This window comes from Hamadaea flava (assembly GCF_024172085.1).
Classification (GTDB): Bacteria; Actinomycetota; Actinomycetes; order Mycobacteriales; family Micromonosporaceae; genus Hamadaea; species Hamadaea flava.
Genome location: NZ_JAMZDZ010000001.1, coordinates 3,051,969 through 3,074,150 on the forward strand (window position 1 = coordinate 3,051,969; position 22,182 = coordinate 3,074,150).

A 22,182-nucleotide genomic window follows, 5' to 3' on the forward strand; every position below is an offset into this window, starting at 1 on the left:
AGCCGGTGAGCTGGCTGAGCACCCACCCGCACCATCACGCAACACGGTTCCACCTGCGGCAATCAGGATGGAACGAGATCAGGGATCCGGGTCGAATCATCGGTCAAGATTCGACCCTGGTCCCTGATCCAGCGCGGTACTTGTCGGTGCGGGATTTGTCGGTGCGGGACTTGTCAGGATGTCACTCGAAGCGCCGCCGGCGCAGGGTGATCACCAGCAACACGGAGCCGATGAGGACCGCCGCGATCCCGGTGAACACACTCGGCCACAGCCAGTCCGGCGTACCGGTGTGCGGCAGGTCGTCTCCGCTCGTCGCAGCCGACGAGCTACTCGGGTCGGTGCCGTCGGTCGTGGATCCCGTTCCGTCCGTCCCGGTGGACGAGCCGTCGGTGACCGACGGGGACGCCGGCGCCTCCATCGTGCTCACGCCGGGGTCGCCGGTGGCGCTCGCTCCGGGCGTCGCCCCGGCGGACAGGCTGCCGGCGGACGGCGTCGCCCCGGACGGGCCGCTGCCCGGAGTCGTTCCGGACGTCGGCGCGGCCACTGCGGTCGAGCTGGCTCCGACCGGGTCGACGCTGCTGCCGGTCGACGGCGTCGCCGACCCACCCGGCGCGGTCGTCGGCACCGGCGCGCCGCCGCTGGTCGCCGGGGTCGGGGTCGGGGTCGCCGCCTCGGTGATCAGGCCCGCGTCGACCGCCGGCAGGTCGCTGACGTCGTTGAGCTGCTGACCGGTCGGTGCGGCGACGAACATCCGGCGTACGGCGAGCGGGGCGGACGTGCCCGCGGCGTTCACATTGGAGTCGCGCTGCGGATCGGTCACCGCGTTCTCGGTCGTGAACTTCGACCCGGCCGGAGCGTCGAGATCCACCTCGTAGGTGCCGGGGCACAGCTCGGCGAACCGGTACCGGCCCTGCGCGTCCGTCGTCGCACGGCGGTCCACCGTCGCGCAGTTCTCCGGGCTGCCGGTCAGCTTCACCGGGATCCCGGCGAGATCGGGCTCGCTGTCGTCGCGTACGCCGTCGCGGTCCAGGTCACGCCAGACGCGACCGCTGACCGACCCGGCCAGCATGCGTACCGTCAGGTCGTTGGACCGAACCGGCAGCGCCAGCCCGTCCGCCTTGGCCCCGAAGACCGCGCCCAGTTCCTCGGCGTCCTTGGACTGCGGCGCGTCGAGGACCACAGTGGTCACCCGGGTGCCCTTGGCCGCCAGCGGCGTGCTGGAGCTGACCCGGATGCCGGTGACCGCCGCCATCTTCTCGGGGCACCGCTCCTGGCCGAACTCGTCCGCGAGACACCAGGCGGTCTCGCCGCCGGGCTGGTTCGTCTTGTCGTTGACGTCCAGGTCGATCCCGTCGCCGGGGACGGCGGTGTACCGGACGGTGGCCCCGGCCGGGGGCTGCACCTTCTCCAGCACGACCGGGCCGGTGACGGCGGTGTTCGCGACGTCGCCGCTGGCCGGCACCTTCATGATCAGGTCGCTGGACCGGACCGGGCTGGTCCAGGCGTTGGTCTCCTTGAGCAGGAAGGAGACGTCGTCGCCGACCGCGACGGCCGGCGCGGCGGCCTCGATGACCACCCGGTACGCCCCCTGCCCGGTGACGGTCAGCGAGCGCGACGCCGTCCGGTCCTCGGCCGGCGACACGTCGCAGGCCGTCGAGATCGTCGCGACGGCGGTCAGGTCGTGCCCGGCCGCGACGTCCTTGGCGACACTCGTCCGCAGGTCGATCGCGGGCAGCAGCTCGTTTATGTGCCGTTCGCCGAGGTCCCAGCGCAGGCTGGTCGACCCGTCGGGCAGCTTCTTCGTGGCGGTCGGGGCGAGGCTCGCGGCGGCGTCGACGACGCGTACCTGGGCCGGGATCGTCACGTCGACGCTGACCGGGCAGGCCCGGCCGACCTTGGCGGTGCTGTCGGTCAGCGTGGCCTGGACGATGAACCGCACCGGCTGGTCCGGCTGCACCGATTGCAGATCGTCGGACGGGCGCTCGGCGCTGTCGCCGGTCTCGGCTGTTTTGACGGTGACCCGCGCGGCCGAGGCCAGCACGATCATCCGGTCCGACATCGGGCCGACCGCGCTGACGTCGTCGGGCGCCGGGCGCTCCTCCGCGCCGCCGTGCCGACCGGCCCAGCTGGCCCGGCCCCACGTCTTGACCTCGGTTCCGTCGGTGGCCGACGGCGAGATCTTCTCCTCCAGCACGAACCGGTAGTAGGAGCCGACCGGCTGCGGCTCGGTGATGATCCACCGGGCGCGGTCGACCTCGGCGGCCCCGCCGGGCACCGCGTCCAGCGACGGGTACCAGGTGGCCTCCTCGTCGCCGCAGCCGCTCGCCGGGCCGACCGGCTCGGTCCCGACACCCCAGGACAGCTGCGCTCCTGGCACCGGCTCCTTGCCGCCGTCGGCCAGGGCGGCGACCGCGGCGTACTGGCCGGTGGGCTGCTGGACGGCGTTGTCGAAGACCGCGCACACCCGGCCGGGTTCGCCGTGCGCGACCGTGCCGAGGTTCTTGGAGACGACCTGCACCGTGTACTTCGTCCCCGGAGTGATCTTGCCCTTGCGGTCCAGCGGCGTCTCCCGGCCCGGCGCGACCATGGTGGCGTCGCCGTTGGCCATCTCCGAGCCGAACAGGGTCGCGATCTCCCCGGCGGCGGCGTCGTTCAGCTCGGTGCTCGCCGCGTTGTTGGCCGGCAGGTCGCCCTCGTTGAGCGCGCCCGAGATGCTCTTGACCGCCAGCCGGGGCAGCTCGGTACGCAGCCGCAGGAAGTTGACGCCCTGCTTGGACTCGCCGAACTTCAGCAGGTCGTCGCCCGGAATGAAGACGATGAGCTTGCCGGCGAAGGCGTACGTGGTCTCCAAGGGCAGGGGCAGGTTGCCGTAGGTGTGCAACGGCGTCTGCTTCATGCTCGTGTCGAGCCCGTCGAGCACCACGTCCACCGTGTCGTTCGTCCGCGTACAGCCGATGGTCGCGGGCGTGCCGAAGTCTCGCGTCCCCGGCAAGGACGGGAACACCGGGTCGCCGACGCCGTTCGGGGAACAGCCGACCAGCTGCCAGTCGCCCGTCCCGGGCGCTTCGGCCTCGTACAGGTGGCTCAGGTCGACGCCGAACGACAGCGCCGGGTTGAGCGCCTCCACACCGCGTACGCCGGGTCCCCGGTGCAGGATCGCAAGCGGGAAGGCGATGAAGTTGCCGTAGACCCCGTCGCGCGCGCCCCCGGTGATCAGCGGCTGCGCCTCGGTCGCCGAGAGGTCCCACTCGGGCGCGGCCGAGACGACCACCGTGGACTCCCCGGCCGGCACGGCGGCCACACCCTGCCCCGAGACCGTCCCAGTGGTCTTCACCTCGGCCCCGTTGGCGGCGTCACCGTCGACCTTGAGGCTGAACTCGACGCCGTTGGTCTGGTTCGTCTGCGCGCCGATGTCGCAGCTGATCTCCTTGCCGTCGCGGCTGATCGCGTCGTCACGGTTCGTGCACAGGGACGGCACGGTCTGGAAGCTCGCCGGCCCGGCGACGGCCAGCGTGGCGGTCGCCTCGTCCACAGTGCCGCGGCTCGACAGGTCGACGCGGTAGGTCACGGTGTCGCTGGTCCGCACGACCTCGTCGATCGGCGAGTCGTCCTTGCCCGGTCCCGAGGCGGGGTCGAACGGCCGGCTGCCGCTGCTCACCAGGACCAACTGGCTCGTCAGGGTGCCCGAGGCACCGAACGCCACGCCCATGAAGGCGACGGTGCCGCCGATGCCGAGCCCCAGCGCGCAGGCGAGCGCGATGGTGCGCTTATGCCGGAACGGCCGTCGAGAATTCGCACCGTGCAGGCCCATGGTCCCCCCAGATCACGCGCAATCACACAAAGTAGTCATTTACTAGCAGAGCGTGACATTGTGGCCGAGTCAATCACGACACGGCGGAAAACCCGTGCGATCCCGGTGGATCACCCGATGGCTGCGACCAGGGCATTCAGCTCCGCGCTGATCGGGCCGAAGCCGAACAGCCCGGTGCCCGCCCCGGCGATCTCGCCGTCCGCGGGCAGCAACGCGGCGTACGCCCGTCGCATCAGCTCCTCGTCCCGCACTGCGATCGCCGCCCGCGCGGCGAGGCACCAGAGCGCCTCCTGGACATGGTCGGCGGGCGGATCCGGCAGCCCGCGCAGCGCCGCCCGAGCGCGCTCGGGCTCCTCCTGGCCGAGCAGGACATGCGGGTACGCCCACGGCGCGTAAGGTCCCCAGCCGCCTCCGACATCGACGAGGTCGCCGACCGGGCGCCCGTGCGTCACCCGTACGCAGAGCAGCGCCAGCGGCAGCAGCCCCACCGACAGCCCCGGCATGCCCGCGTCCGTGAGCGTCGCGGCCGCCGTCCGGTACGCGTGCTCGGCCTCGTCCGGGTCATCAGCGGCTTGACGAAGGGCCCGGAACCAGGTCGTGAAGACCCTCACGAGCGGCAGATCATGCCGCTCGGCCAGGGCGTCGGCGGCATCGGCGTACCGGGCCGCACCGGGCAGGTCGCCCAGTGCGCTGCGCGCCTGGAGGCGTACCAGGTGCCCGAGGACCTCATAGGTCGGCAGGCCGTGCCGGGCGGACACCTCGATCAGCTCGGCTCCGATGCCGTCGCGTACCGGGGCCAGTCCGCAGCGGCCGAAGCTCTGCATGAACAGCCCGTTGAGCGCGAAGACGAGGACGCCGGGATCCTGAAGGTCGCGGGCCAGCGCCACCGACTCCCGCGCGGACTCGGCCGGCTGCGGCTCGCGTACCCCTCGTGATTCCACCGCGATGGTCGCGAGCAGCCGCGCGCGTGGACCGACCGGCGCGTCCGCGGGCAGCGCGACCAGCGTGCGCCGGGCCGCGGAGACGATTCGCGCGGCCTGGTCCGGGTCGTCGACCCGGCTCCACACGGCCGGCACGTCGTACGCGCCGATGACCCGCGCGGTCAGCTCCGGGTCGCCGAGCTGCTCGGCGGCGGCGACCGCGGCCAGGCGATGTTCCCGCGCCGTCTGCAAGCCTTCGCCGCCGGTGACCGCCAGCCCCCGCAGAATGCCCACAGTGGATTCCAGTCGGAGCCGCGCGTCGGCTGCCAGCGCGCGGTCGAACGCGGTGGTGGCGGCACTCCACACTTGACCGGCGAGCGGCCGCAGCCCCGAGTCGTGGCGCAGAATGCCTTCCTCCAGCCGGGCCAGCTCCGGACCCGGGTCGAGCCCGAGCTGATCGGCCAGCATCGCGCGAGCGCGCCGCAACACGGCAAGCGCCTCGGCCTGCCGCCCGTCCCGATAGAGCGCCAGTGCCAGCAGCCGCCACGCGTTCTCCCGCCACGGATGCTCGGCGGTATGCGTGTCGAGGTCCCCGAGCACCGCCGCCGCCTGCCCGAGATCCAGCCGCGCCTCGGCCAGCCCTTCGACCGCCTGCGACCGCAGCTCGTTGAGCCTCGTCCGGTCGGGCCCGGTCCACGGCTCGTCCGGGAAGTCCGCGTACGCCGGGCCGCGCCACCAGGTCAGCGCCCGTTCCAGCTGCTCGGCCGCGATCGCCGGGGCGCTCTTGACCGCCGTCGTCACCGCGTCCTCGAATCGCCAGGCGTCCACGGTGTCCCGGCCGGTTCGCAAGGCGTACCCGGGGCCCTCGGTGACCAGCAGCTTCGCCGGCGTACGCGGTGGCCGGTCCGGTTCCAGCGCCCGGCGCAGGTCGGCGACGAAGGTCCGGATCGAGGCGGCGGCGTTCTCCGGCGGCACCGGCCAGAGATCGTCGATGAGCACGTCGAGGGGGACCATCCGGGTCCGCGCCACGATCAGCCGCGCCAGCACCGCCCGATGCCGGGGACCTCGCAGGGCCACCGGGTCGTGCTCGCCGGACCAGGCCGCCACCGGCCCGAGCACCCCGAAATCGACCCGCACCCGGCGCAGCGTAGCGCTGCTTATCCGTTGCTGATCGGCGCGCCGCACCGTGGAGCCATGAACGAACTGCTTCCTGTTTTCCAGTACGCCAAGCTCCCGGGCTCCGGCGACGTCCGGCTGAATGTCGCGTACGCCGGATCGGGGCCGCCGATCGTCCTGCTGCACGGCTTCCCGCAGACCCACCTGATGTGGCGGCACGTCGCTGCCGACCTCGTGGCCGACCACACCGTGATCGTGCCCGACCTGCGCGGCTACGGAGCCAGCGACAAGCCCACCGCCGATCCGGCCGCCGATCGCACCGGCGGTCCAGCCGCCGAGACCGTGTACGCCAAGCGCACCATGGCCGCCGACGTCGTCGCCGTCGCACACGCCCTCGGGCACGACCGGTTCGCCCTGGCCGGGCACGATCGCGGCGCGCTGGTCGCCTTTCGTGCCGGGCTGGACCATCCGGCCACGATCACCCACCTGGCCTGCCTCGACGTGCTGCCCACCCTCGACATGTGGGACGTCATGCACGGCACGACCGCCGCGATCGGGTTCCATCTGTATCTCATGGCGCAGCCGCCGGGCCTGCCCGAGCAGATGATCGAGGCGAGCGCCGACGCCTTCTTCGGCCACTTCCTCGACAGCTGGGCCGGTCGGCCCGACGCCATCCCGGCTCCGGTACGCCAGGCGTACCTGGACGCCAGCCGGGCGGCCGTCCCGTCGATCGTCGCCGACTACCGCGCCTCCGCGACCGTCGACGTCCGGGACGACCTGGCCGACCGCGACTCGGACAACCAGCTGCGGATGCCGGTGACCGTCCTCCAGCAGGACTTCGGTGCCGCGCTCGGCTTCGACGCCGCCGCCCGGTGGCGGGCCTGGGCGCCCGACCTCGACCACCGGACCGTCTCGTACGGGCACTTCATGCCGGAGGAGGCCCCGGCCGAGATCGCCGAGGTGCTCCGCGAGCTGCTCAAGCGCTGAGCAGTTCGTCGCTACTGCGGGAGGATCGTCGCGCCCGACCGCGCGACGATCTCCTGCAATGCCGCGACGTGCCGGTCAAAGGCGGTCCGGCCAGCCCGGGTGAGCCTCGCCGAGGTACGCGGCCACTTGCCGACGAAGCCCTTCCGGATCTCGACGTACCCGGCGTCCTCCAGGGTGGACAGCTGCTTGGACAACGCCGAGTCGGACAGGTTCACGGTGTCCCGGATGAACTTGAAGTCCGCCCACTCCGACGCCGCGAGCAACGACACGATCGCGAGCCGGGTCGGCGCGTGGATCAGCTCGTCGAATCTGGCTGACCGCACTCCTGGCGGCTCACCCGAGGGGCTCCCCGGCTTGGTCATCGGCCGCCGCCCGACCGCTCGATCATGATCCGCCGCAGCGCCCGGTTGAGCCAGGGACCGCCGAACCCGAGGATCATCGCCGTCACCACTTCTCCCCAGGTCGCCGGATGAGCGACGTCGGCCGCCTCCAGCGCGAAGCCGGCCGCGAGCGACACCGCGACGGTCCCGAGGACGAAACCGGCGATGAGCCCGGCTCCGCGGAGCCCGAGCAGATCGTTGCGCACCTGTACGCGCAAAGCCTTCCGCACCACCCAGCCGACGCTGGCCGTCAGACCGACGACGAAGACCACGACGCCGATCCCGATGATCGTGTCGTCGCCGGATTCTATCGCCGCCGCGAACCCCACCATCAGCGCGCCGATCGCCCACCAGAACCAGATCGGGATCATCGACATCCCGATCACCTGCTCCTGCGTGGCGCGTACCTGGGCGAGCGCTTGCGCGGCCTCGTCCGGTCGCATGTGCTCGGTCATGCTGCCCTCCCCCTGAAAGAAAGTACTTGCCTAAGGGGAAAATAGCCCTGCCGTTTCCTCCTAGGCAAGTACTTTCCGCCAATGTGGCACGAGGAGTGCCAGTGCCCTCAGGCGTCCTCAGGCTGGTCCGCGGCGTCGAGCGCTGACCGAGATGCGGATTGGGACTCGGACTGGAGTTCGGCGAGCATCGCGAGCGCCCGCTCCCGATCCACGGCGGGCGCCGTGTCGCCGAACCGGCGCAGCCCGGTCTCGATCACCCGGATGGCGTTCCCATCGTCGTTCTTGTAATCCCGGAAGATCCGCGCGTTGTCGAGGACCTTGGCCAGCCCGGTCAACTCCTTCGAGCCGCCGTACTCCAAGTCGGGTTCGCCTTGCTGGATGTAGATCACCGAGTTGCCGACCGGGTCCACCACGGTGAACCGCGTCTGCCCCGGGCGGAACCGCGTGATCCGCGGCGTACCCCGGGCCGGGATGCGGCCGTAATGCCCACGCAGCGCCGTCTTGAACTCGGCATGCCAGGCCGCCACCTCGTCCACCATGATCAGGCAGCCGACGTACGCCTCCTCGGCGGTCACCCCCTTCGGGGTCGGTCCGAAGTGCAGCTGAAAGCCGTCGCGCTCCACCACTCCGTACGCGTACGGGCGGGTCATCTCGTAGGTGACCGTGTAGCCCAGCACCTGGTAGAAGGCCAGGGTCTCGGGCAGATTTCCGCTCCATAGAACCGGTATCGAGATCGCCATCCGACCACCGTACGGAGCCGGACCCGACTGCCGCCTATGGAATTACTGGCCGGTCTGGCCGTCGATGCTCTCCCGCAGCAGATCGAGATGGCCGCAATGCCGGGCGGTCTCCTCGATCATGTGCGCGAACGCGTAGCGCAGCGTGAAGGAGTTGCCGTCGGCGTGCGCCCGTTCGTCGAGGTCGGCGTCGGCGACCGCGGCGTTGGACCGCGCGCACTCCGCCCGGTACGCCGCGACGAGGTCGGCCAGCGTGTCGCCCGGCTCGACGGCGAACGCTCCAGAGTTCTCCGCCGACCAGGGCTCGGGCAGGTCGTGCCCGGCGAAGTCGATGCTGAACCAGTAGCGCTCCACCCCGGTCAGGTGCTTGACCAGCCCGGCCGGGGTCAACGCGGACGCAGCCACCGAACGGCTCGCCGCCTGCTCGTCGGTCAGCCCGCTGACCTTCAGAACCACCGTCGCGCGCAGGAAGTCGAGCATGCTGATCAGGGTCTCGCGCTCACCGGCGTCCTCCCGGGGGCGCTCACGGTTCAATTCCGCAGTCTCGGTCACGGGCGCACAGTATCGGCACCCACCGACACGTCGTGATGCGCCGAATCCCTCGCCCGGAAGGTTCGCCGGTAGTCGGCCGGCGACACCCCGGCCGCGGCTCGCAGATGCTGACGCAGCGAGAGCGCGGTGCCGAAGCCGGACCGCCGGGCGACGAGTTCGACCGGCAGATCGGTGCTCTCCAGCAGACCCCGGGCGTGGTCGACCCGCTGCCGGATGAGCCACTGCCCCGGGGTCAGCCCGACCTCGTCCCGGAACCGGCGGGTGAAGGTGCGTACGCTCATCCGCGCATGCACGGCCAATTGCTGCAACGACAACGGTTCCGCCAACCGGCGAAGCGCCCATTCCCGGGTCGCCGCCGTGCCGGATCCCGACTCCGCGGGCACCGGGCGTTCGACGTACTGGGCCTGCCCACCGTCGCGCCACGGCGGCACCACACACCGCCGGGCCGCCTGCGCGGCGACGTCGCTGCCGTGATCGCGCCGGACGATGTGCAGGCAGAGGTCCACACCGGACGCCACGCCGGCCGAGGTCAGGACGTCGCCGTCGTCCACGAACAACACTCCGGCATCCACTTTCACCAGTGGATGACGCCGCTGGAACTCGGCCGCCTCATGCCAATGGGTCGTCGCCGGGCGGCCGTCGAGCAGCCCGCACTCGGCCAACGCGTACGCCGCGGTGCAGATCGCGACTTTGCGCGTACCAGCCGGAAGGGAAGCGAGCGCAGACGCGAGGCCGGCGGCCACCGGCGAACCCGGGGCGACAGCGTCGAGCGGGTGAAAGGGCGGCAGGACCACGGTGTCCGCCGAGGCGAGCAGCTCGAGCCCGTGGTCGACGGTGATGCCGAAGCCGGCCTCGGTCTGAACCGGGCCGCCGTCGAGCGTGCAGACGGCCACCTCATAGCGAGGCGGCGCGCCCTCGTCGTTCGCCGCGCCGAAGATCCGGGACGGTATGCCCAGCTCGAACGGGATGACACCGGGCAACGCGAGGACGGCGACACGATGCGGAGCAGCCATGGCCGGATCATATCGGAAGGTGACCATCTGGCCACTCGTGACGCCGTCCCTCGCTGGCCAAGCTGGACCGCATGAAGATGCGTGCGGTGAGCGCCCGGACCTGGGGCGGCCCCGAAGTGCTGGAAATGATCGAGGTAGAGCGGCCGGCGCCGATCGCGACGGAGATCCTGGTCCGGGTCCACGCGGCGGGAGTGAACCCGACCGACTGGAAGTCGCGTACATCGGGGGCCGGCTATTGGAGCGACCCGGTGATCCTCGGCTACGACGTCTCCGGCGTCGTCGAGGAGGTCGGCCTGGGCGTCACCCTCTACCGGCCCGGCGACGAGGTCTTCGGGATGCCGTGGTTCCCCCGGCAGGCCGGGGCGTACGCCGAATTCGTGACCGCGCCCGCCCGGCAGTTCGCCCGCAAACCGGCCGGGCTCAGCCACATCGAGGCGGCCGCTTTGCCACTGGCGGCGCTGACCGCTTGGCAGACGCTGATCGAGACCGGCGGACTGCGTACGGGGGATCGGGTGCTCGTGCACGCGGCGGCGGGCGGCGTCGGCCACCTCGCGGTGCAGATCGCCAAGGCGCGCGGGGCGTACGTCATCGGGACGGCCAGCGCCGCGAAGCACGACCTGGTGAAGCGGCTCGGCGCTGACGAGGTGATCGACTACCGCGCGGTCGACTTCGCCGACGTCGTCCGCGATATCGACATCGTCCTCGACACCGTCGGCGGCGACTACGGTTCGCGATCGCAGCGCGTACTGCGGGCCGGTGGACGGCTGATCCGGTTGACCGAGCCCGACGAGCACTTCACCCTCGTCGAGCCGGACTACGCCGGGCTGCGCGAAATCGTCGCGCTGGTCGAGGCGGGCGCACTCCGGCCGGAGGTCTCCTCGGTGCTGCCGCTGGCATCGGCGGCTGAGGCGCACCGGCTCAGCGAGAGCGGCCGAGTGACGGGGAAGATCGTCCTCACCGTCCACTCTTGACGCTCTATCATGATCAGCGGAGTTCTCGTGGGGCTATGACACCGCGCAAACTCCGCTGATCATGGGGAGACGCCGGGCTACGCGGGCACCGGACGGCTCGTGTCCGTCGCCAGCTTCACCGCGATCGCGCCCAGCAGCGTCCCCGTGACATACCGCTGGATCCGCAGCCAGCTCGGCCGGCGCGCCAGGTAGGCGGCGATCGTGCCGGCGGCGAGGATCAGCGCGGCGTTGACCGCGATGCTGACGCAGAACTGCACGGCGCCCAACTGGACGCTCTGCCAGAACAGGTGGCCCGCCGGCACGTCGAGGAACTGGGGGATCATCGACGCGTACATGATGGCGGCCTTGGGGTTGAGCAGGTTCGTGACCAGCCCCATCAGGAAGAGCTTGTGCGGCGGGTGGGCTTGCACCTCGACCGGCGTGAACACCGAGACTCCCCCGGGACGCAGCGCCTTCCAGGCGAGCCAGCCGATGTAGAGCGCACCGGCGATCTTCACCGCGAGGTACAACTCGGGAACGGCGGCGAACAGCGCCGACAGCCCGAGCGCGGTCGCCACGATGTAGACGATGAAGCCCACGGCCACGCCGCCGAGCGAGATCAGCCCGGCTTTGCGGCCCTGGCCGATGCTGCGCGAGACGACGTACATCATGTTCGGGCCGGGGGTGAGCACCATGCCGAGCGCCACCGTCGCCACGCCCAGCAGCGCGCCAAAGCTGATCATGGCTTCACGATGGCAGCCCTGGCCGTCCGCGTCGAAGTCCAATCGGCGGCCGGTGGCTCACCGCGGCGTGGCCTTGGTCACCTCCACCGCGATGTGTTTCATCAGTGGCTGGCGGCTCTGCGTACTGAAGTCGCCGATCGCGCACAGCACGTTCAGCTCCGGCATGTAGCCGACGGCACAGCCGGGCGGAAGGTCGTACGCGACCGCGAGATACCCGTACGCCGTCCGGCGGGAGCCGTCGCGGGCGATGCTGGTGATGTCGATCCGGTCGAACTCCGCCAGTTCCCGGTCGGCCATGTCGGCCCGGTTCATGAACAGCAGCGTACGCAGGTTCTTGACGCCCCGATAACGGTCGTCCGCGGAGTAGATCGTGGTGTTGAACTGGTCGTGCGAGCGGACGGTGCTCAGCATCAGCCGCCCGTCGGCCGGGATCACGTCGGTCAGCGGCGCGACGGAGAACTCGGCCCGGCCGCTGCCGGTGAGGAAGACCCGTTCGCGGGCGGGCTGGCGGATGCGGAAGCCGAGCGGCTGGCGTACCTGGCGGTTGAAGTCCTCGAAGCCGTCGAGGGTGTGCGCCATGTAGTCCCGGATCAGGTCGTAGTCGCCGACCAGGTCGGCCCAGGGCGTACCGGAGTCCGGCAGGCTGGCCCGTGCCATCCCGGCGATGATCGCGGGCTCGGACAGCAACGTCGACGCGGCGGGTTCCTTCAGGCCGATCGACAGGTGCACCATGCTCATCGAGTCCTCGACCGTGATGGCCTGTACGCCGGTCGCCTGGTAGTCCTTCTCCGTCCGCGACACGCACGGCAGGATCAGCGCCTGCGCGCCGTGCACGAGATGACTGCGGTTGAGCTTCGTCGAGACCTGCACGGTCAGGTCGCAGCGGCGCAGGGCTTCGAAGGCGTACGCCCTGTCCGGGGTGGCCAGCGCGAAGTTGCCGCCCATGCCGACGAAGACGCGTACGCCCCCGTCGTGCATCGCGTCGAGCGTGCCCACCACGTCGAGCCCGGGTTCCCGGGGAGGTGTGAAGTGGCAGGCCGCGGCGAGCCGGTCGAGAAACGCCTCCGTCGGATGATGGTCGATGCCGCAGGTGCGGTTGCCCTGAACGTTGCTGTGCCCCCGGATCGGGCAGGGTCCGGCGCCTTCGCGGCCGATGTTGCCCCGCAACAGCAGCACGTTCATGATCTCGCGGATGGTGTCGACGCCGTGCTCCTGCTGGGTCACGCCGAGACACCAGCCGATAATGGCGGCCCGCGCCCGTCGGTAGATCTTGGCGACCAGCCGGATCTGCCGCTCCGGTACGCCGGACTGCCGCACGATCTCGTCCCACGGCGTCGCCTCGCAGGCCGCCCGGTACTCGTCGAAGCCCTGGGTGTGCCGTTCGAGGAACAGCCGGTCGATCGCGGCCGGATCGGTGCGCTCGGCCTCCAGCAGCGCCTTGGCCACGCCCCGGAGCAGCGCGGCGTCCCCGCCGATGCGGGGCTGGACGTTGAGCGTGCTCGTCCGGGTCGTCTGGAACAGCGCCATGTCGACGATCTCGTGCGGCACGATCGTCCGCGTCGCGGCGGCCTCGATCATCGGGTTGACATGCACGATCATCGCACCCCGCCGGTACGCCTTGGCCAGGTAGGTGAGCATGCGGGGGGCGTTGGAGGCGGCGTTGACCCCGAGCAGGATCAGCGCCTCCGTGGACTCCCAGTCGGTCAGGTCCACCGTGCCCTTGTTGGTGCCGATCGAGGCGTGCAGCGCGACCCCGCTCGCCTCGTGGCACATGTTCGAGCAGTCCGGGAAGTTGTTGGTGCCGTACTCCCGGACGAACCACTGGTAGAGGAAGCTCGCCTCGTTGCCGAGCCGGCCGGAGGTGTAGAAGGCCGCCCGGTTCGGCGAGTCCAGCCCGCGCAGCGTACGCCCGACCAGCGCGAACGCGTCCGCCCAGCTGATCGGGACGTAGTGGTCGGTGGCCGGGTCGTAGACCATCGGCTCGGTCAGCCGGCCCGCGTCCTCCAGCGCGAAGTCGCTCCAGCCGGACAGCTCGGCGACCGAGTGCGCGGCGAAGAACTCCCGGCCCACCCGCTTCGGGGTCATCTCCCAGGTGGAGTGTTTGATCCCGTTCTCGCAGATGTCCATGCGCAGGCCCTTGCGGTCGTCGGGCCACGCGCAGCCGGGACAGTCGAAGCCGCCGTCCTCGTGGTTCATCTTCAGGATGATCTTCGGGCCGTTCGGGATCTCGTGCTGGTGCGCCAGCACCTTCGCCACGCTCACCGCCGCGCCCCAGCCCGCGGCCGGGTGGTGATAATCCCGCTGCGACGGTTCCCTCGCCGGCTCGTCCACCGGCGAAGACTCCAGAGACGGCGAAGACTCCGGACCACTCATCTCGATCCCCCGTTCGATGTGACTGACCAACTCGTGAAACCGGATCAGCTCGTGAAGCCTGACCGACTCATGAAGCCGGATCAGCTCGTGAAGCCGGACGCCACGAGGTTGATCGTGGTCGCCAGGATGACCGTGCCGAACACGTAGGACAGCAGCGTGTGCCGCAACACGACGGCCCGGATGCGGGGGCTCGCCACGTCGGTGTCGGAGACCTGGTAGGTCATCCCGAGGTTGTAACTGAAGTACAGGAAGTCGCGGAACGTCGGCTCGGCCGCGGAGTTGAAGTCGATCCCGCGCGCGTTCCGCGTGTAGTAGAGGTGCGCGTACCGCGCGCTGTACATGAGATGCAGGCTGGCCCAGGCCATGAACACCCCGGCGAGCGCCACCGCGGCGGCCGCGTGCCGGTCGGTGCTCCGCGACTCGCCGATCATCAGCAGCACGACGATCGCGGCGAGCCCGCCCAGCGCGGCCAGCACGACGACGAGTTCGTCCGGCACGGGCTTGAAGTCCTCCCGGGCCATGTTGCGGCGGGTGGTCGCGGCGTCCATCGGCCACAGCACCAGCCAGCCCGCCACGACGAACAGCGCACCGGCGACGGCGACGCCGGCCAGCACGCCCATCGACGCGGTGGTGAGCACGCCGACGACGACCCCGGCCACCGCTCCGAGCACGACCGCCACGAGCAGTCGCCTGGTCGCGGCCAGCGGGAGCAGCCGCGAGGCCATGATTCGTACGGTACCGCCGGGCGGCCTCGCCGGGGCCGGGAACGACACCCTATGGCTGGCCATACCACCGAAGACGCCTGGTGGCCGTGTCGGTTACGGGCCCCGGCCCTGACAAGATCATGATCATGACAACAACCCCCGTCGTCGAGCTGACCGACGTACGCCGCACCTACCGAAGCGGCGACACCACCACCCGCGCCCTCGACGGCGTGTCCCTGTCCTTCGCGGCCGCCACGTTCACCGCGGTCATGGGCCCGTCCGGCTCCGGCAAGTCGACGCTGCTGCAATGCGCGGCCGGGCTCGATCGAGCCGACGCCGGCCGGGTACGCCTGGCCGGACAGGAACTGGGTGCGCTCCGTGAGCCGCGGCTCACCGTGATCCGCCGTCAGCACACCGGGTTCGTCTTCCAGGCGTACAACTTGATCGATGCTTTGACGGTCGAGCAGAATGTGCTGCTCCCGCAGCGGTTGTGCGGCGTGCGCCCGGATCGCGCGTGGGCGCGCGAGGTGCTGGCCAAGGTCGGTCTGGCCGGCCGGGAGGACGCGCGGCCGGCGCAGCTGTCGGGCGGGCAGCGGCAGCGCGTGGCGTTGGCCCGCGCGCTGGCCGGGCGGCCCGCGGTGATCTTCGCCGACGAGCCGACCGGCGCCCTGGACCTGCAGTCGGGCCGCGAGGTGCTGGCGCTGCTGCGCTCGGTGGTCGACGAGTACGCCACCGCGGTGATCATGGTGACCCACGATCCCGCCGCCGCGGCGTGGGCTGACCGGGCCGTGATCCTGGCCGACGGCCGGATCGTCCGCGACCTGCCGGAGCCGACCGCCGAGCTGATCGCGACCGAGATGATGGCGGTGACCAAGTGATCCGGCTCGCGCTCGCCGGGCTGCGCAGCCGCCTGGCCGCCTTCCTCGGCACGTTCGTGGCCGCCGTCCTCGCGGTGGCCCTCATCGGCGGCGCGGCGTTGCTGCTGTTCTCCGTGCTGACCGCCAGCCCCACGACGCACCGGTTCGACGCGGCCGATCTCATGGTCGGCGGCGACCGCCAGGTCAGCCTGACCACCGTCAAGGACAAGGGAAAGGGCAAGCAGAAGACGAAGACCAAGACCGAGCGGCTCGCCGGTGCGCCCGCCCTACCCGCCGACTGGGCCGGCAAGGTGGCCGCGCTGCAGGGAGTCACGAAGGTGTCGGCCGATTACGCCTTCCCGATCGCACTGACCACAATGGATGGAAAGCCGGCCGGTGACGCCGTAGGGCACGGCTGGGCCAGCGCCGCTCTCATGCCGTTCACCCTCCAGACCGGCACGGCGCCCGCGTCCGGGCAGATCGCCGTCGACCCGTCGCTCGGCCTGCACCCCGGCGACCAGCTCCTGATGGTCAGCCGGACCGGGTCGCACCGAGTGGTCGTGTCGGGTGTGCTGGCCCAGCGGCTCGACGAGCAGCGGGCCGTGTTCGTCGCGGACTCCCAGGTCTCGGCGGTCTCCGGGCTGACCGGCCCGACGGCGTACGCGGTCACCGGCTCGGCGACCGCGGACTCGGTCGAGGCGGCGCTGGGCGTCGACACCGTCTACGAAGGACAGGACAAGGTCCGGGCGGACCTGCCCACCGCGCTGCCCGACTACATCGGGGCGATCTCCATCTTCGGCTTCGTCATCGGCATCACCTCGTTCGCCACGGTGTTCGTGCTCACCGGCACGGTCGCCCTCACGGTGCGGCAGCGGCTGCGCGAGCTGGCGTTGCTGCGGGCGACCGGTGCGACGCCGCGCCAGTTGTGGCGGTTGCTGAGTGCCGAGACTCTGTTCGTCACGCTCGTCGCGGCACTCGTCGGCGGTCCGCTCAGCGTCGTGGCCGCCGAGGTCATCGCCGCCCGGTTCCGGACGCTGGGTGCGGTGCCGCCACAGTTCACGGTGAGCGTCAACGTCGGCGTCCTGCTGGCCGCGATCGCGGTCACCGTCCTGGTCGCTCAGCTCAGCGCCCGGGTGGCGGCCCGCCGGGCGATCCGGATCGCCCCCGCCCAGGCTCTGCAGGAGACCCTCGTCGAAGGCCGGACCGGCTGGGTGTTCCGTACGCTGACCGCCGTGGTCTGCGCCACGGGCGCGCTCGTCATCCTCGCGGTCGTGCCGCTGGACGGCCCGTTCGGCATGGGCATGACGTTCATCTCCAGCGCCCTGCTGCTGAGCGCGGTCGGCGCGGCCGGTCCGCTGCTGGTCGGGCTGCTCGGGGGGCTGCTGTCCCGGCTGGCCGGGCTGACCGGCATCGCGGGCTGGCTGGCCGGCGCGTTCACCCGGGCCGAGAACCGCCGCGTCACCTCGGTCGCGGTCCCGCTGGCCCTGATGGTCGCCGTCAACGCCCCGATGCTGCTCAACAGCGCACTGTCGGCCGATCTCGCGGCCGCTCAGGAAGCGCGGCGTACGGCGTCGGCCTCGGTCGCGACCGGCGTGCTGCCGCTGTCGGCCTTGCCCGACGACGGCGACTACGCGGCACTGCTTCCGTCGCGGCTGATCGTCGACGAGGGCGGCAAGCCTGAGGACTACGCGGCTTATGGCATCCAGCAGCACGGAAAGCCGGTCCTGGACCTGGGCTTCACTGCTGGCACTCTGCCCGATGGCGCCGGTCCGACCGGCAGCGTCGCTTCGAACGGGCTGGCGTCGGCTTCGAACGGGCTGGCGTCGGCTTCGAACGGCTTGGCGTCGGCTTCGAACGGCTTGGCGGCCAGCGAGTATCTGGCGCGGGCCAACGGGTGGCAGGTCGGCGACACCGTCCGGGTCTGGCTGCCCGACGGGTACGCGACCGAGCTGAAGCTGACCGGCGTCTTCGCGAACAACCGTGGCTTCGGCGAGCTGCTCGCCCCGGCCGATCTCGTCGCGGCGCACGATCCTCGCGGGGTGGTGACCTCGGTCGTCTTCCACGGTTCGCTGGCGCTCGATGGCATGCACGTCGTCCCGCCGCAGGCGGAGGCGTCGGGTGACGCCGACGAACGGCAGGGCGCCTGGGAGATCATGATCGCGGTCTCCCTCGGCTTCACCGCGATCGCGGTGGTCAACACGTTCGCGGTGGCCGCGGCGGCTCGCCGCGCGCAGCTGGCCCAACTGCGGCTGCTCGGCGCGACTCCCGGGCAGATCCGCCGGATGACCGCCCGCGAAGCCGTCCTGACCGTAGCCGTCGGGCTCACGCTGGGCATCGCGGTCACCACCGTCGTGGTCGCGGCGTTCAGCTCCGCCCAGGACGGGACGCTGCGGCTGATCGTCGACCCGGCCGCGTACGGGGGTCTGCTCGCCGTGGTCGGCCTGCTCGGCCTAGCCGCCGGCACCCTACCCGCACGTCTAGTCCTCCGCTCCGTCCGCCCCATCTGAGAGAGGTGTGATCAAATGCGCCGGCCACGTCGTTTCGACGGACGATTCGCCGCCCGAAGCAACATGGCCGGCGCAATGATCACCCGCATTACACTCCACCCGGTGCGTACCGCCCGATCCTTCGCCTATCTCGTGACCAGTCTGGTCGCCGGGCCGGCCGGGTTCGTCTGGACGCTCGCCACGACCCTGCTGATGGCGGTCGGGGCGGTCACCGCGCTGGGCGCGCCGGTCTTCCTGGCCGTCACCTGGCTCGACCGCCACCTGGCCGACCTCGAACGCCGCCGGGCCGCGTGGGTCCTCGGCGCCCCGATCACCCCGCCGTACCTCCCGGTCACCGCCACCGGCCGAGCCCGTGTCCGCCAGGTCGCGGCCCAACCCGCGACCTGGCGCGACATGGTCTGGTTCGCGGTACTCCTCCCGGTCGGCCTGACCCTCGGCATCATCGCGGTGGTCACGACCGTGGTGACGGCGGCGGCCGTGATCGCCCCAGCGTGGGCCTGGTCGGTCCCGGAGCGTCGTGCGCATCCACTGATCCAGCAAGCCATGGGTACGCACAGCGGCCGTCTCCTGATCTCGGCGGTCGGCATCGCCCTGATCCCGATCGCGATGTGGCTGGTGCGGCAGTTGGCGTCGGCGCAGGCCCGGGTGGCGGTCGCGTTGCTCGCCCCGGGTGAGCACGGCCGGCTCGTCCGGCGGGCCCAGGAGCTGGCCGCGTCCCGGGCCCGGGTGGTCGACGCCCAAGCCGCCGAACTACGCCGGATCGAGCGGGACCTGCACGACGGAGCCCAGGCGCGCATCGTCGCGGCCGGGATGACGCTCGCCCTGGCCGAACGCCGGGCGCGCACGCTTCCCGCCGCCCCGGCTCCGGACGGCGCCGGTGTCTTGGACGGGATCGCGACCGCTCGCCGTCAGCTCGACGAGGCGCTGGCCGAGCTGCGCCGACTCGTCCGCGGCATCCACCCGCCGATCCTCACCGACCGGGGACTGGCTGCCGCGGTGAGCGCGCTCGCCGGGGACTGCCCGATCCCGGTCGCCGTCACGATCGAGACGCCCGAGCGGCTGTCTCCGGCGGTCGAGTCGGCGGCGTACTTCGTGGTCGCGGAAGGCTTGGCGAACGCGGTCAAGCACGCGGCAGCGACCTCTTGCTCGGTCCTCGCCCGCCACGTCGCCGCGAGCGGTCGCGAACACCTGACCGTCGAGGTCGCCGACGACGGGACCGGCGGCGCCGAGCCGGCCGGCTCCGGGCTCGACGGCCTGCGCCGCCGGATCGAGGCCCTTGATGGCACGTTCATCGTCACCAGTCCACCCGGCGGGCCGACCCGCCTGAGAGCGGAGATCCCATGCGCATCGTGATCGCCGAAGACCTCGTGCTGCTCCGCGACGGCCTGGTCAGCATCCTCACCGGCACGGGCCACGAGGTGGTGGCCGCGGTGGACACCGCCGACGCGCTGCTCGAAGCGGTGGCCGAGCACCAACCGGATCTATCCATCGTGGACGTCCGCCTGCCACCGTCCTATCGTGACGAAGGCATCCGGGCGGCGTTGCGGCTGCGCCCGGCACCGGTGCTGATCCTGTCCCAATACGTCGAGCGCACGTACGCCGCCGAACTGCTCGCCGACGGCAAGGGCGCGGTGGGTTACCTGCTCAAGGATCGGGTGACCGCGCTCGACGACTTCCTCGACGCGGTGGAACGGGTGGCCGCGGGCGGCACCGCGATGGACCCCGAGGTGGTCCGCCAGTTGTTCGCCCGCAACGCCCAGAACCAGGGCGTCACCGCGCTCACACCACGCGAGCGAGAGGTGCTCGACCTCGTGGCGCAGGGTATGTCGAACTCCGCGATCTGCGCCGCCCTCGTGCTCGCCCCGGTGTCGGTGGAGAAGCACATCGGCAACATCTTCGCCAAACTGGGCCTGCCTCCCTCGGACGACTCGCATCGCCGGGTGCTGGCCGTGCTCGCGTACCTGAACGCCTAGGGCCTGGCCTGGGCTGGCCGGCTCGGGCCGGTCATGGGCCGTGTCACGGCCTGTTGCGGTTACCCGTGGGCGGCATCGCGGCGCGGGAGGTGACTACTCGGACGTCGCCGGTCCGGGCGCACACCTCGACGACGTGGACCGCACGGCGTTCCTCCAGGACGACCAGCCACCAACCGTGCGCCTGTGTGGCGTCGGCGAACGTCCATTCGCGTACGCCGCCACCCGGATGCGGCACGGCGGCGATCGCTCGGGCGATCGCGAGTTCCTTGGGCAGCGATTCGTCCGGAGCGTACGGAAGCATCACCGACCCTACCCCGGCGAGCAGCCGCCACATCACCGCGCGCACGTCGCCCGAGCCTTGTCCGGCACCCGATACGCGGTCACAGCGTCCAATGTGTCCAAAAACGCGGTCGTCGCCTTCGGCGCGTCGTGCTCGCGTACGCGCCGGCGCATCGCCGCCATCCCGTCGTCCGGCTTGGCCCGGAGCTCGATCGCGGCACAGATGGCGTCCTTCACCTCGATCAGGTCTTCGGGATTGACGATCGCCGCCTCCGGCAGTTCAGCCGCCGTCCCGGAGAACTCCGACAGCACGATCCGTCCCGTGTCGTCGAGCCGGGTGGCGGCGTACTCCTTGGCGGCCAGCGTTGCGCCCTGCCGCAACGGCAGCGCCAGCAGCACGTCGGCCGCCAGGTACAACGAGGTCAGCTCGGCCGTGTCCAGCTCGTGCCGGACGTAGTGGACCACGGGGTGCCCCAGCCGGGAGAACATCCCGTTGATCTGCGCTACCTGCCGATCCACCCGCTCCTGCACGGCCGCCGGGTGCGCCGCCTCGGAACCGGCCGCCGCCACATGCACCAGCACCGTCGTCAGTGGATCGACCCGGCCCTCCGCGATCAGCTGGGCGTACGCGTCGAGGCGTCGCTCGACTCCTTCGTGCTCGTCGAGCGCGCCGACCGACAGCAGCACCGTCCGTGGATCGCCCAGGCTCTCGCGGAGGTCCCGGGCACGGTCGCGAACGCCCGGATCGGCGGCGTACGCGGCGAACCGGGCGGCGTCGATCGACGGGGGGAACGCGGTCGCGACCACCATGCGCCCGTCGGCCAGCAGCAGCCGGTCGCCCCGGCGCAGCCCGGTCACCTCGTGCGCCGCGTCGAGGAAGTTCGCGGCCGACCGCGCGTCCGGCAGACCGAGCAGATCCGCGCCGAGCAGCCCACGCATGACCTTGTCCCGCATGGGCATCCGCAGGAACCGTTCCACCGGCGGGAACGGCGCCTGCAGGTGTACGCCGATCCGCAGATCCGGCCGCGCCCGGCGAAGATAGCCCGCCACCAGCAGGAGGTGATAGTCGTGGATCCAGACGACCGCGCCCGGGGCGGCAAGCCGGGCGGCGACGACGGCGTACCGATGATTGACCCGCCGGTACGCGGCCTGCCACGGCTGGTGGAACTGCGGCGGCGGACCGTACTCGTGCATCAGCGGCAGCAACGTCTCCCGGCACTGTCCCAGGTAGTACTCCTCGATGTCCGAGCTCGGCGCGAACAGCCCGGTCAGCCAGGCACCCGCGACCTGAGCATCGCGGGGCAGCACGTCGTGCAGCGCGACCCAGACTCCGTCGCGCTCGCCGGTCGCCGCCGCGAAACCTGCCGCGGGATCGGCGGCCCGCCGCCGGAGTAGCCAGCCGGCGGCAACCACCTCGGCGGGCAGCGCGTGCGCCAGCGTGACCAGGTCGAACGTCTCAGGCCGCGGCATCTGGCGCCTCCCCCGGCGGGACGGCGCCGTCCGGTTCAGCTGGAGTGACATGCAGGACCCGATCCGCCCGTGCCAGCCGCAGGTTGCGCCGAAGCCGTTCCGACGGGGCGCGCAGCGTCAGCACCCCGCCGTCGAGGCGGGCCCGCCGATGCGCTTCCAGCAGCACCCCGATGGCGGCGGCGTCGAGATACGGGCACTGCTCCAGGTCGAGCACGATCTCCACCGGCGAAACGGCCAGTGCGTCGTCGAGCAGCCTCGTCAGCCGCGACAACGCCCACAGGTCCAGTTCCTCCGTGACGACCAGCTCGACGACGGGAATCCGGCTCACCGAACCACGCACCATCGTCCCCACCTC

At 71.4% G+C, this 22,182-nt stretch carries 19 protein-coding genes; 6 read left to right on the forward strand and 13 right to left on the reverse strand.

Annotated features, from left to right (window positions below):
- Positions 1 to 181: 181 nt before the first annotated feature.
- Together HDA40_RS14285 and HDA40_RS14290 are read right to left on the reverse strand one after the other, a co-directional pair.
- Positions 182 to 3,811, reverse strand: coding sequence for an SdrD B-like domain-containing protein (locus tag HDA40_RS14285; protein WP_253755870.1), 3,630 nt, complete (start codon positions 3,809 to 3,811; stop codon positions 182 to 184).
- Between the two features lie 110 nt (positions 3,812 to 3,921).
- Entirely contained in the window at positions 3,922 to 5,868 is a 1,947-nt protein-coding gene (locus tag HDA40_RS14290; protein WP_253755872.1) for an AfsR/SARP family transcriptional regulator, read from the reverse strand.
- A gap of 57 nt (positions 5,869 to 5,925) precedes the next feature.
- Here HDA40_RS14290 and HDA40_RS14295 point away from each other — a divergent pair, with 57 nt between their 5' ends.
- Positions 5,926 to 6,834, forward strand: a complete 909-nt coding sequence (locus tag HDA40_RS14295; RefSeq protein ID WP_253755874.1) for an alpha/beta fold hydrolase — start codon at positions 5,926 to 5,928, stop codon at positions 6,832 to 6,834.
- 11 nt (positions 6,835 to 6,845) lie between these two features.
- On the opposite strand, the gene HDA40_RS14300 is transcribed toward HDA40_RS14295, so the two are convergent.
- The 5 genes from HDA40_RS14300 to HDA40_RS14320 form a co-directional block, all read right to left on the reverse strand.
- Positions 6,846 to 7,157 carry a winged helix-turn-helix domain-containing protein gene (locus HDA40_RS14300; RefSeq protein WP_253755876.1) on the reverse strand — a complete coding sequence of 104 codons (312 nt, stop codon included), beginning with the start codon at positions 7,155 to 7,157 and terminating at the stop codon, positions 6,846 to 6,848.
- A 35-nt stretch (positions 7,158 to 7,192) separates the two neighbouring features.
- Entirely contained in the window at positions 7,193 to 7,669 is a 477-nt protein-coding gene (locus tag HDA40_RS14305) for a hypothetical protein (protein ID WP_253755878.1), read from the reverse strand.
- Between the two features lie 107 nt (positions 7,670 to 7,776).
- Positions 7,777 to 8,409: a DUF8817 family protein gene (locus HDA40_RS14310; protein WP_253755880.1), complete on the reverse strand. Its 633-nt coding sequence runs from the start codon at positions 8,407 to 8,409 to the stop codon at positions 7,777 to 7,779.
- A 42-nt stretch (positions 8,410 to 8,451) separates the two neighbouring features.
- On the reverse strand, positions 8,452 to 8,958 hold the full coding sequence (locus tag HDA40_RS14315) for a DinB family protein (protein ID WP_253755882.1): 507 nt from the start codon (positions 8,956 to 8,958) through the stop codon (positions 8,452 to 8,454).
- Positions 8,955 to 9,971: a GlxA family transcriptional regulator gene (locus HDA40_RS14320; protein ID WP_253755884.1), complete on the reverse strand. Its 1,017-nt coding sequence runs from the start codon at positions 9,969 to 9,971 to the stop codon at positions 8,955 to 8,957. The genes HDA40_RS14315 and HDA40_RS14320 overlap by 4 nt, the downstream gene beginning before the upstream one ends.
- A gap of 71 nt (positions 9,972 to 10,042) precedes the next feature.
- Here HDA40_RS14320 and HDA40_RS14325 point away from each other — a divergent pair, with 71 nt between their 5' ends.
- Positions 10,043 to 10,942: an NADP-dependent oxidoreductase gene (locus HDA40_RS14325; RefSeq protein ID WP_308197707.1), complete on the forward strand. Its 900-nt coding sequence runs from the start codon at positions 10,043 to 10,045 to the stop codon at positions 10,940 to 10,942.
- 77 nt (positions 10,943 to 11,019) lie between these two features.
- Here the strand turns inward: HDA40_RS14325 and HDA40_RS14330 are convergent, their stop codons facing one another.
- The 3 genes from HDA40_RS14330 to HDA40_RS14340 all read right to left on the reverse strand — a co-directional run bounded on the left by HDA40_RS14330 (position 11,020) and on the right by HDA40_RS14340 (position 14,762).
- On the reverse strand, positions 11,020 to 11,664 hold the full coding sequence (locus HDA40_RS14330) for a LysE family translocator (RefSeq protein WP_253755886.1): 645 nt from the start codon (positions 11,662 to 11,664) through the stop codon (positions 11,020 to 11,022).
- A gap of 57 nt (positions 11,665 to 11,721) precedes the next feature.
- Positions 11,722 to 13,995 carry an FdhF/YdeP family oxidoreductase gene (locus tag HDA40_RS14335; protein ID WP_253755888.1) on the reverse strand — a complete coding sequence of 758 codons (2,274 nt, stop codon included), beginning with the start codon at positions 13,993 to 13,995 and terminating at the stop codon, positions 11,722 to 11,724.
- 122 nt (positions 13,996 to 14,117) lie between these two features.
- Positions 14,118 to 14,762 (reverse strand): DUF1345 domain-containing protein, encoded by a 645-nt coding sequence (locus HDA40_RS14340; protein WP_253755890.1) that lies wholly within the window; start codon positions 14,760 to 14,762, stop codon positions 14,118 to 14,120.
- A gap of 125 nt (positions 14,763 to 14,887) precedes the next feature.
- Here HDA40_RS14340 and HDA40_RS14345 point away from each other — a divergent pair, with 125 nt between their 5' ends.
- The 4 genes from HDA40_RS14345 to HDA40_RS14360 all read left to right on the forward strand — a co-directional run bounded on the left by HDA40_RS14345 (position 14,888) and on the right by HDA40_RS14360 (position 20,078).
- Positions 14,888 to 15,619, forward strand: a complete 732-nt coding sequence (locus tag HDA40_RS14345) for an ABC transporter ATP-binding protein (protein WP_253755892.1) — start codon at positions 14,888 to 14,890, stop codon at positions 15,617 to 15,619.
- Positions 15,616 to 18,105: an ABC transporter permease gene (locus HDA40_RS14350; protein ID WP_253755895.1), complete on the forward strand. Its 2,490-nt coding sequence runs from the start codon at positions 15,616 to 15,618 to the stop codon at positions 18,103 to 18,105. The genes HDA40_RS14345 and HDA40_RS14350 overlap by 4 nt, the downstream gene beginning before the upstream one ends.
- Positions 18,106 to 18,207: 102 nt before the next feature.
- Positions 18,208 to 19,458 carry a sensor histidine kinase gene (locus tag HDA40_RS14355; protein ID WP_253755897.1) on the forward strand — a complete coding sequence of 417 codons (1,251 nt, stop codon included), beginning with the start codon at positions 18,208 to 18,210 and terminating at the stop codon, positions 19,456 to 19,458.
- The gene (locus HDA40_RS14360; RefSeq protein ID WP_253755899.1) at positions 19,446 to 20,078 is read left to right on the forward strand and encodes a response regulator transcription factor; all 633 of its coding nucleotides are present in this window, start codon (positions 19,446 to 19,448) and stop codon (positions 20,076 to 20,078) included. The genes HDA40_RS14355 and HDA40_RS14360 overlap by 13 nt, the downstream gene beginning before the upstream one ends.
- 43 nt (positions 20,079 to 20,121) lie before the next feature.
- Here the strand turns inward: HDA40_RS14360 and HDA40_RS14365 are convergent, their stop codons facing one another.
- From HDA40_RS14365 to HDA40_RS14375, 3 genes are read right to left on the reverse strand one after another with little or no spacing between them, the layout of a single operon-like run.
- Complete coding sequence (locus HDA40_RS14365) at positions 20,122 to 20,379, reverse strand: hypothetical protein (RefSeq protein ID WP_253755901.1); 258 nt, start codon at positions 20,377 to 20,379, stop codon at positions 20,122 to 20,124.
- A 32-nt stretch (positions 20,380 to 20,411) separates the two neighbouring features.
- On the reverse strand, positions 20,412 to 21,827 hold the full coding sequence (locus tag HDA40_RS14370) for a trehalose-6-phosphate synthase (protein ID WP_253755904.1): 1,416 nt from the start codon (positions 21,825 to 21,827) through the stop codon (positions 20,412 to 20,414).
- Complete coding sequence (locus tag HDA40_RS14375; RefSeq protein WP_253755906.1) at positions 21,814 to 22,170, reverse strand: STAS domain-containing protein; 357 nt, start codon at positions 22,168 to 22,170, stop codon at positions 21,814 to 21,816. The genes HDA40_RS14370 and HDA40_RS14375 overlap by 14 nt, the downstream gene beginning before the upstream one ends.
- Between the last annotated feature and the right edge of the window lie 12 nt (positions 22,171 to 22,182).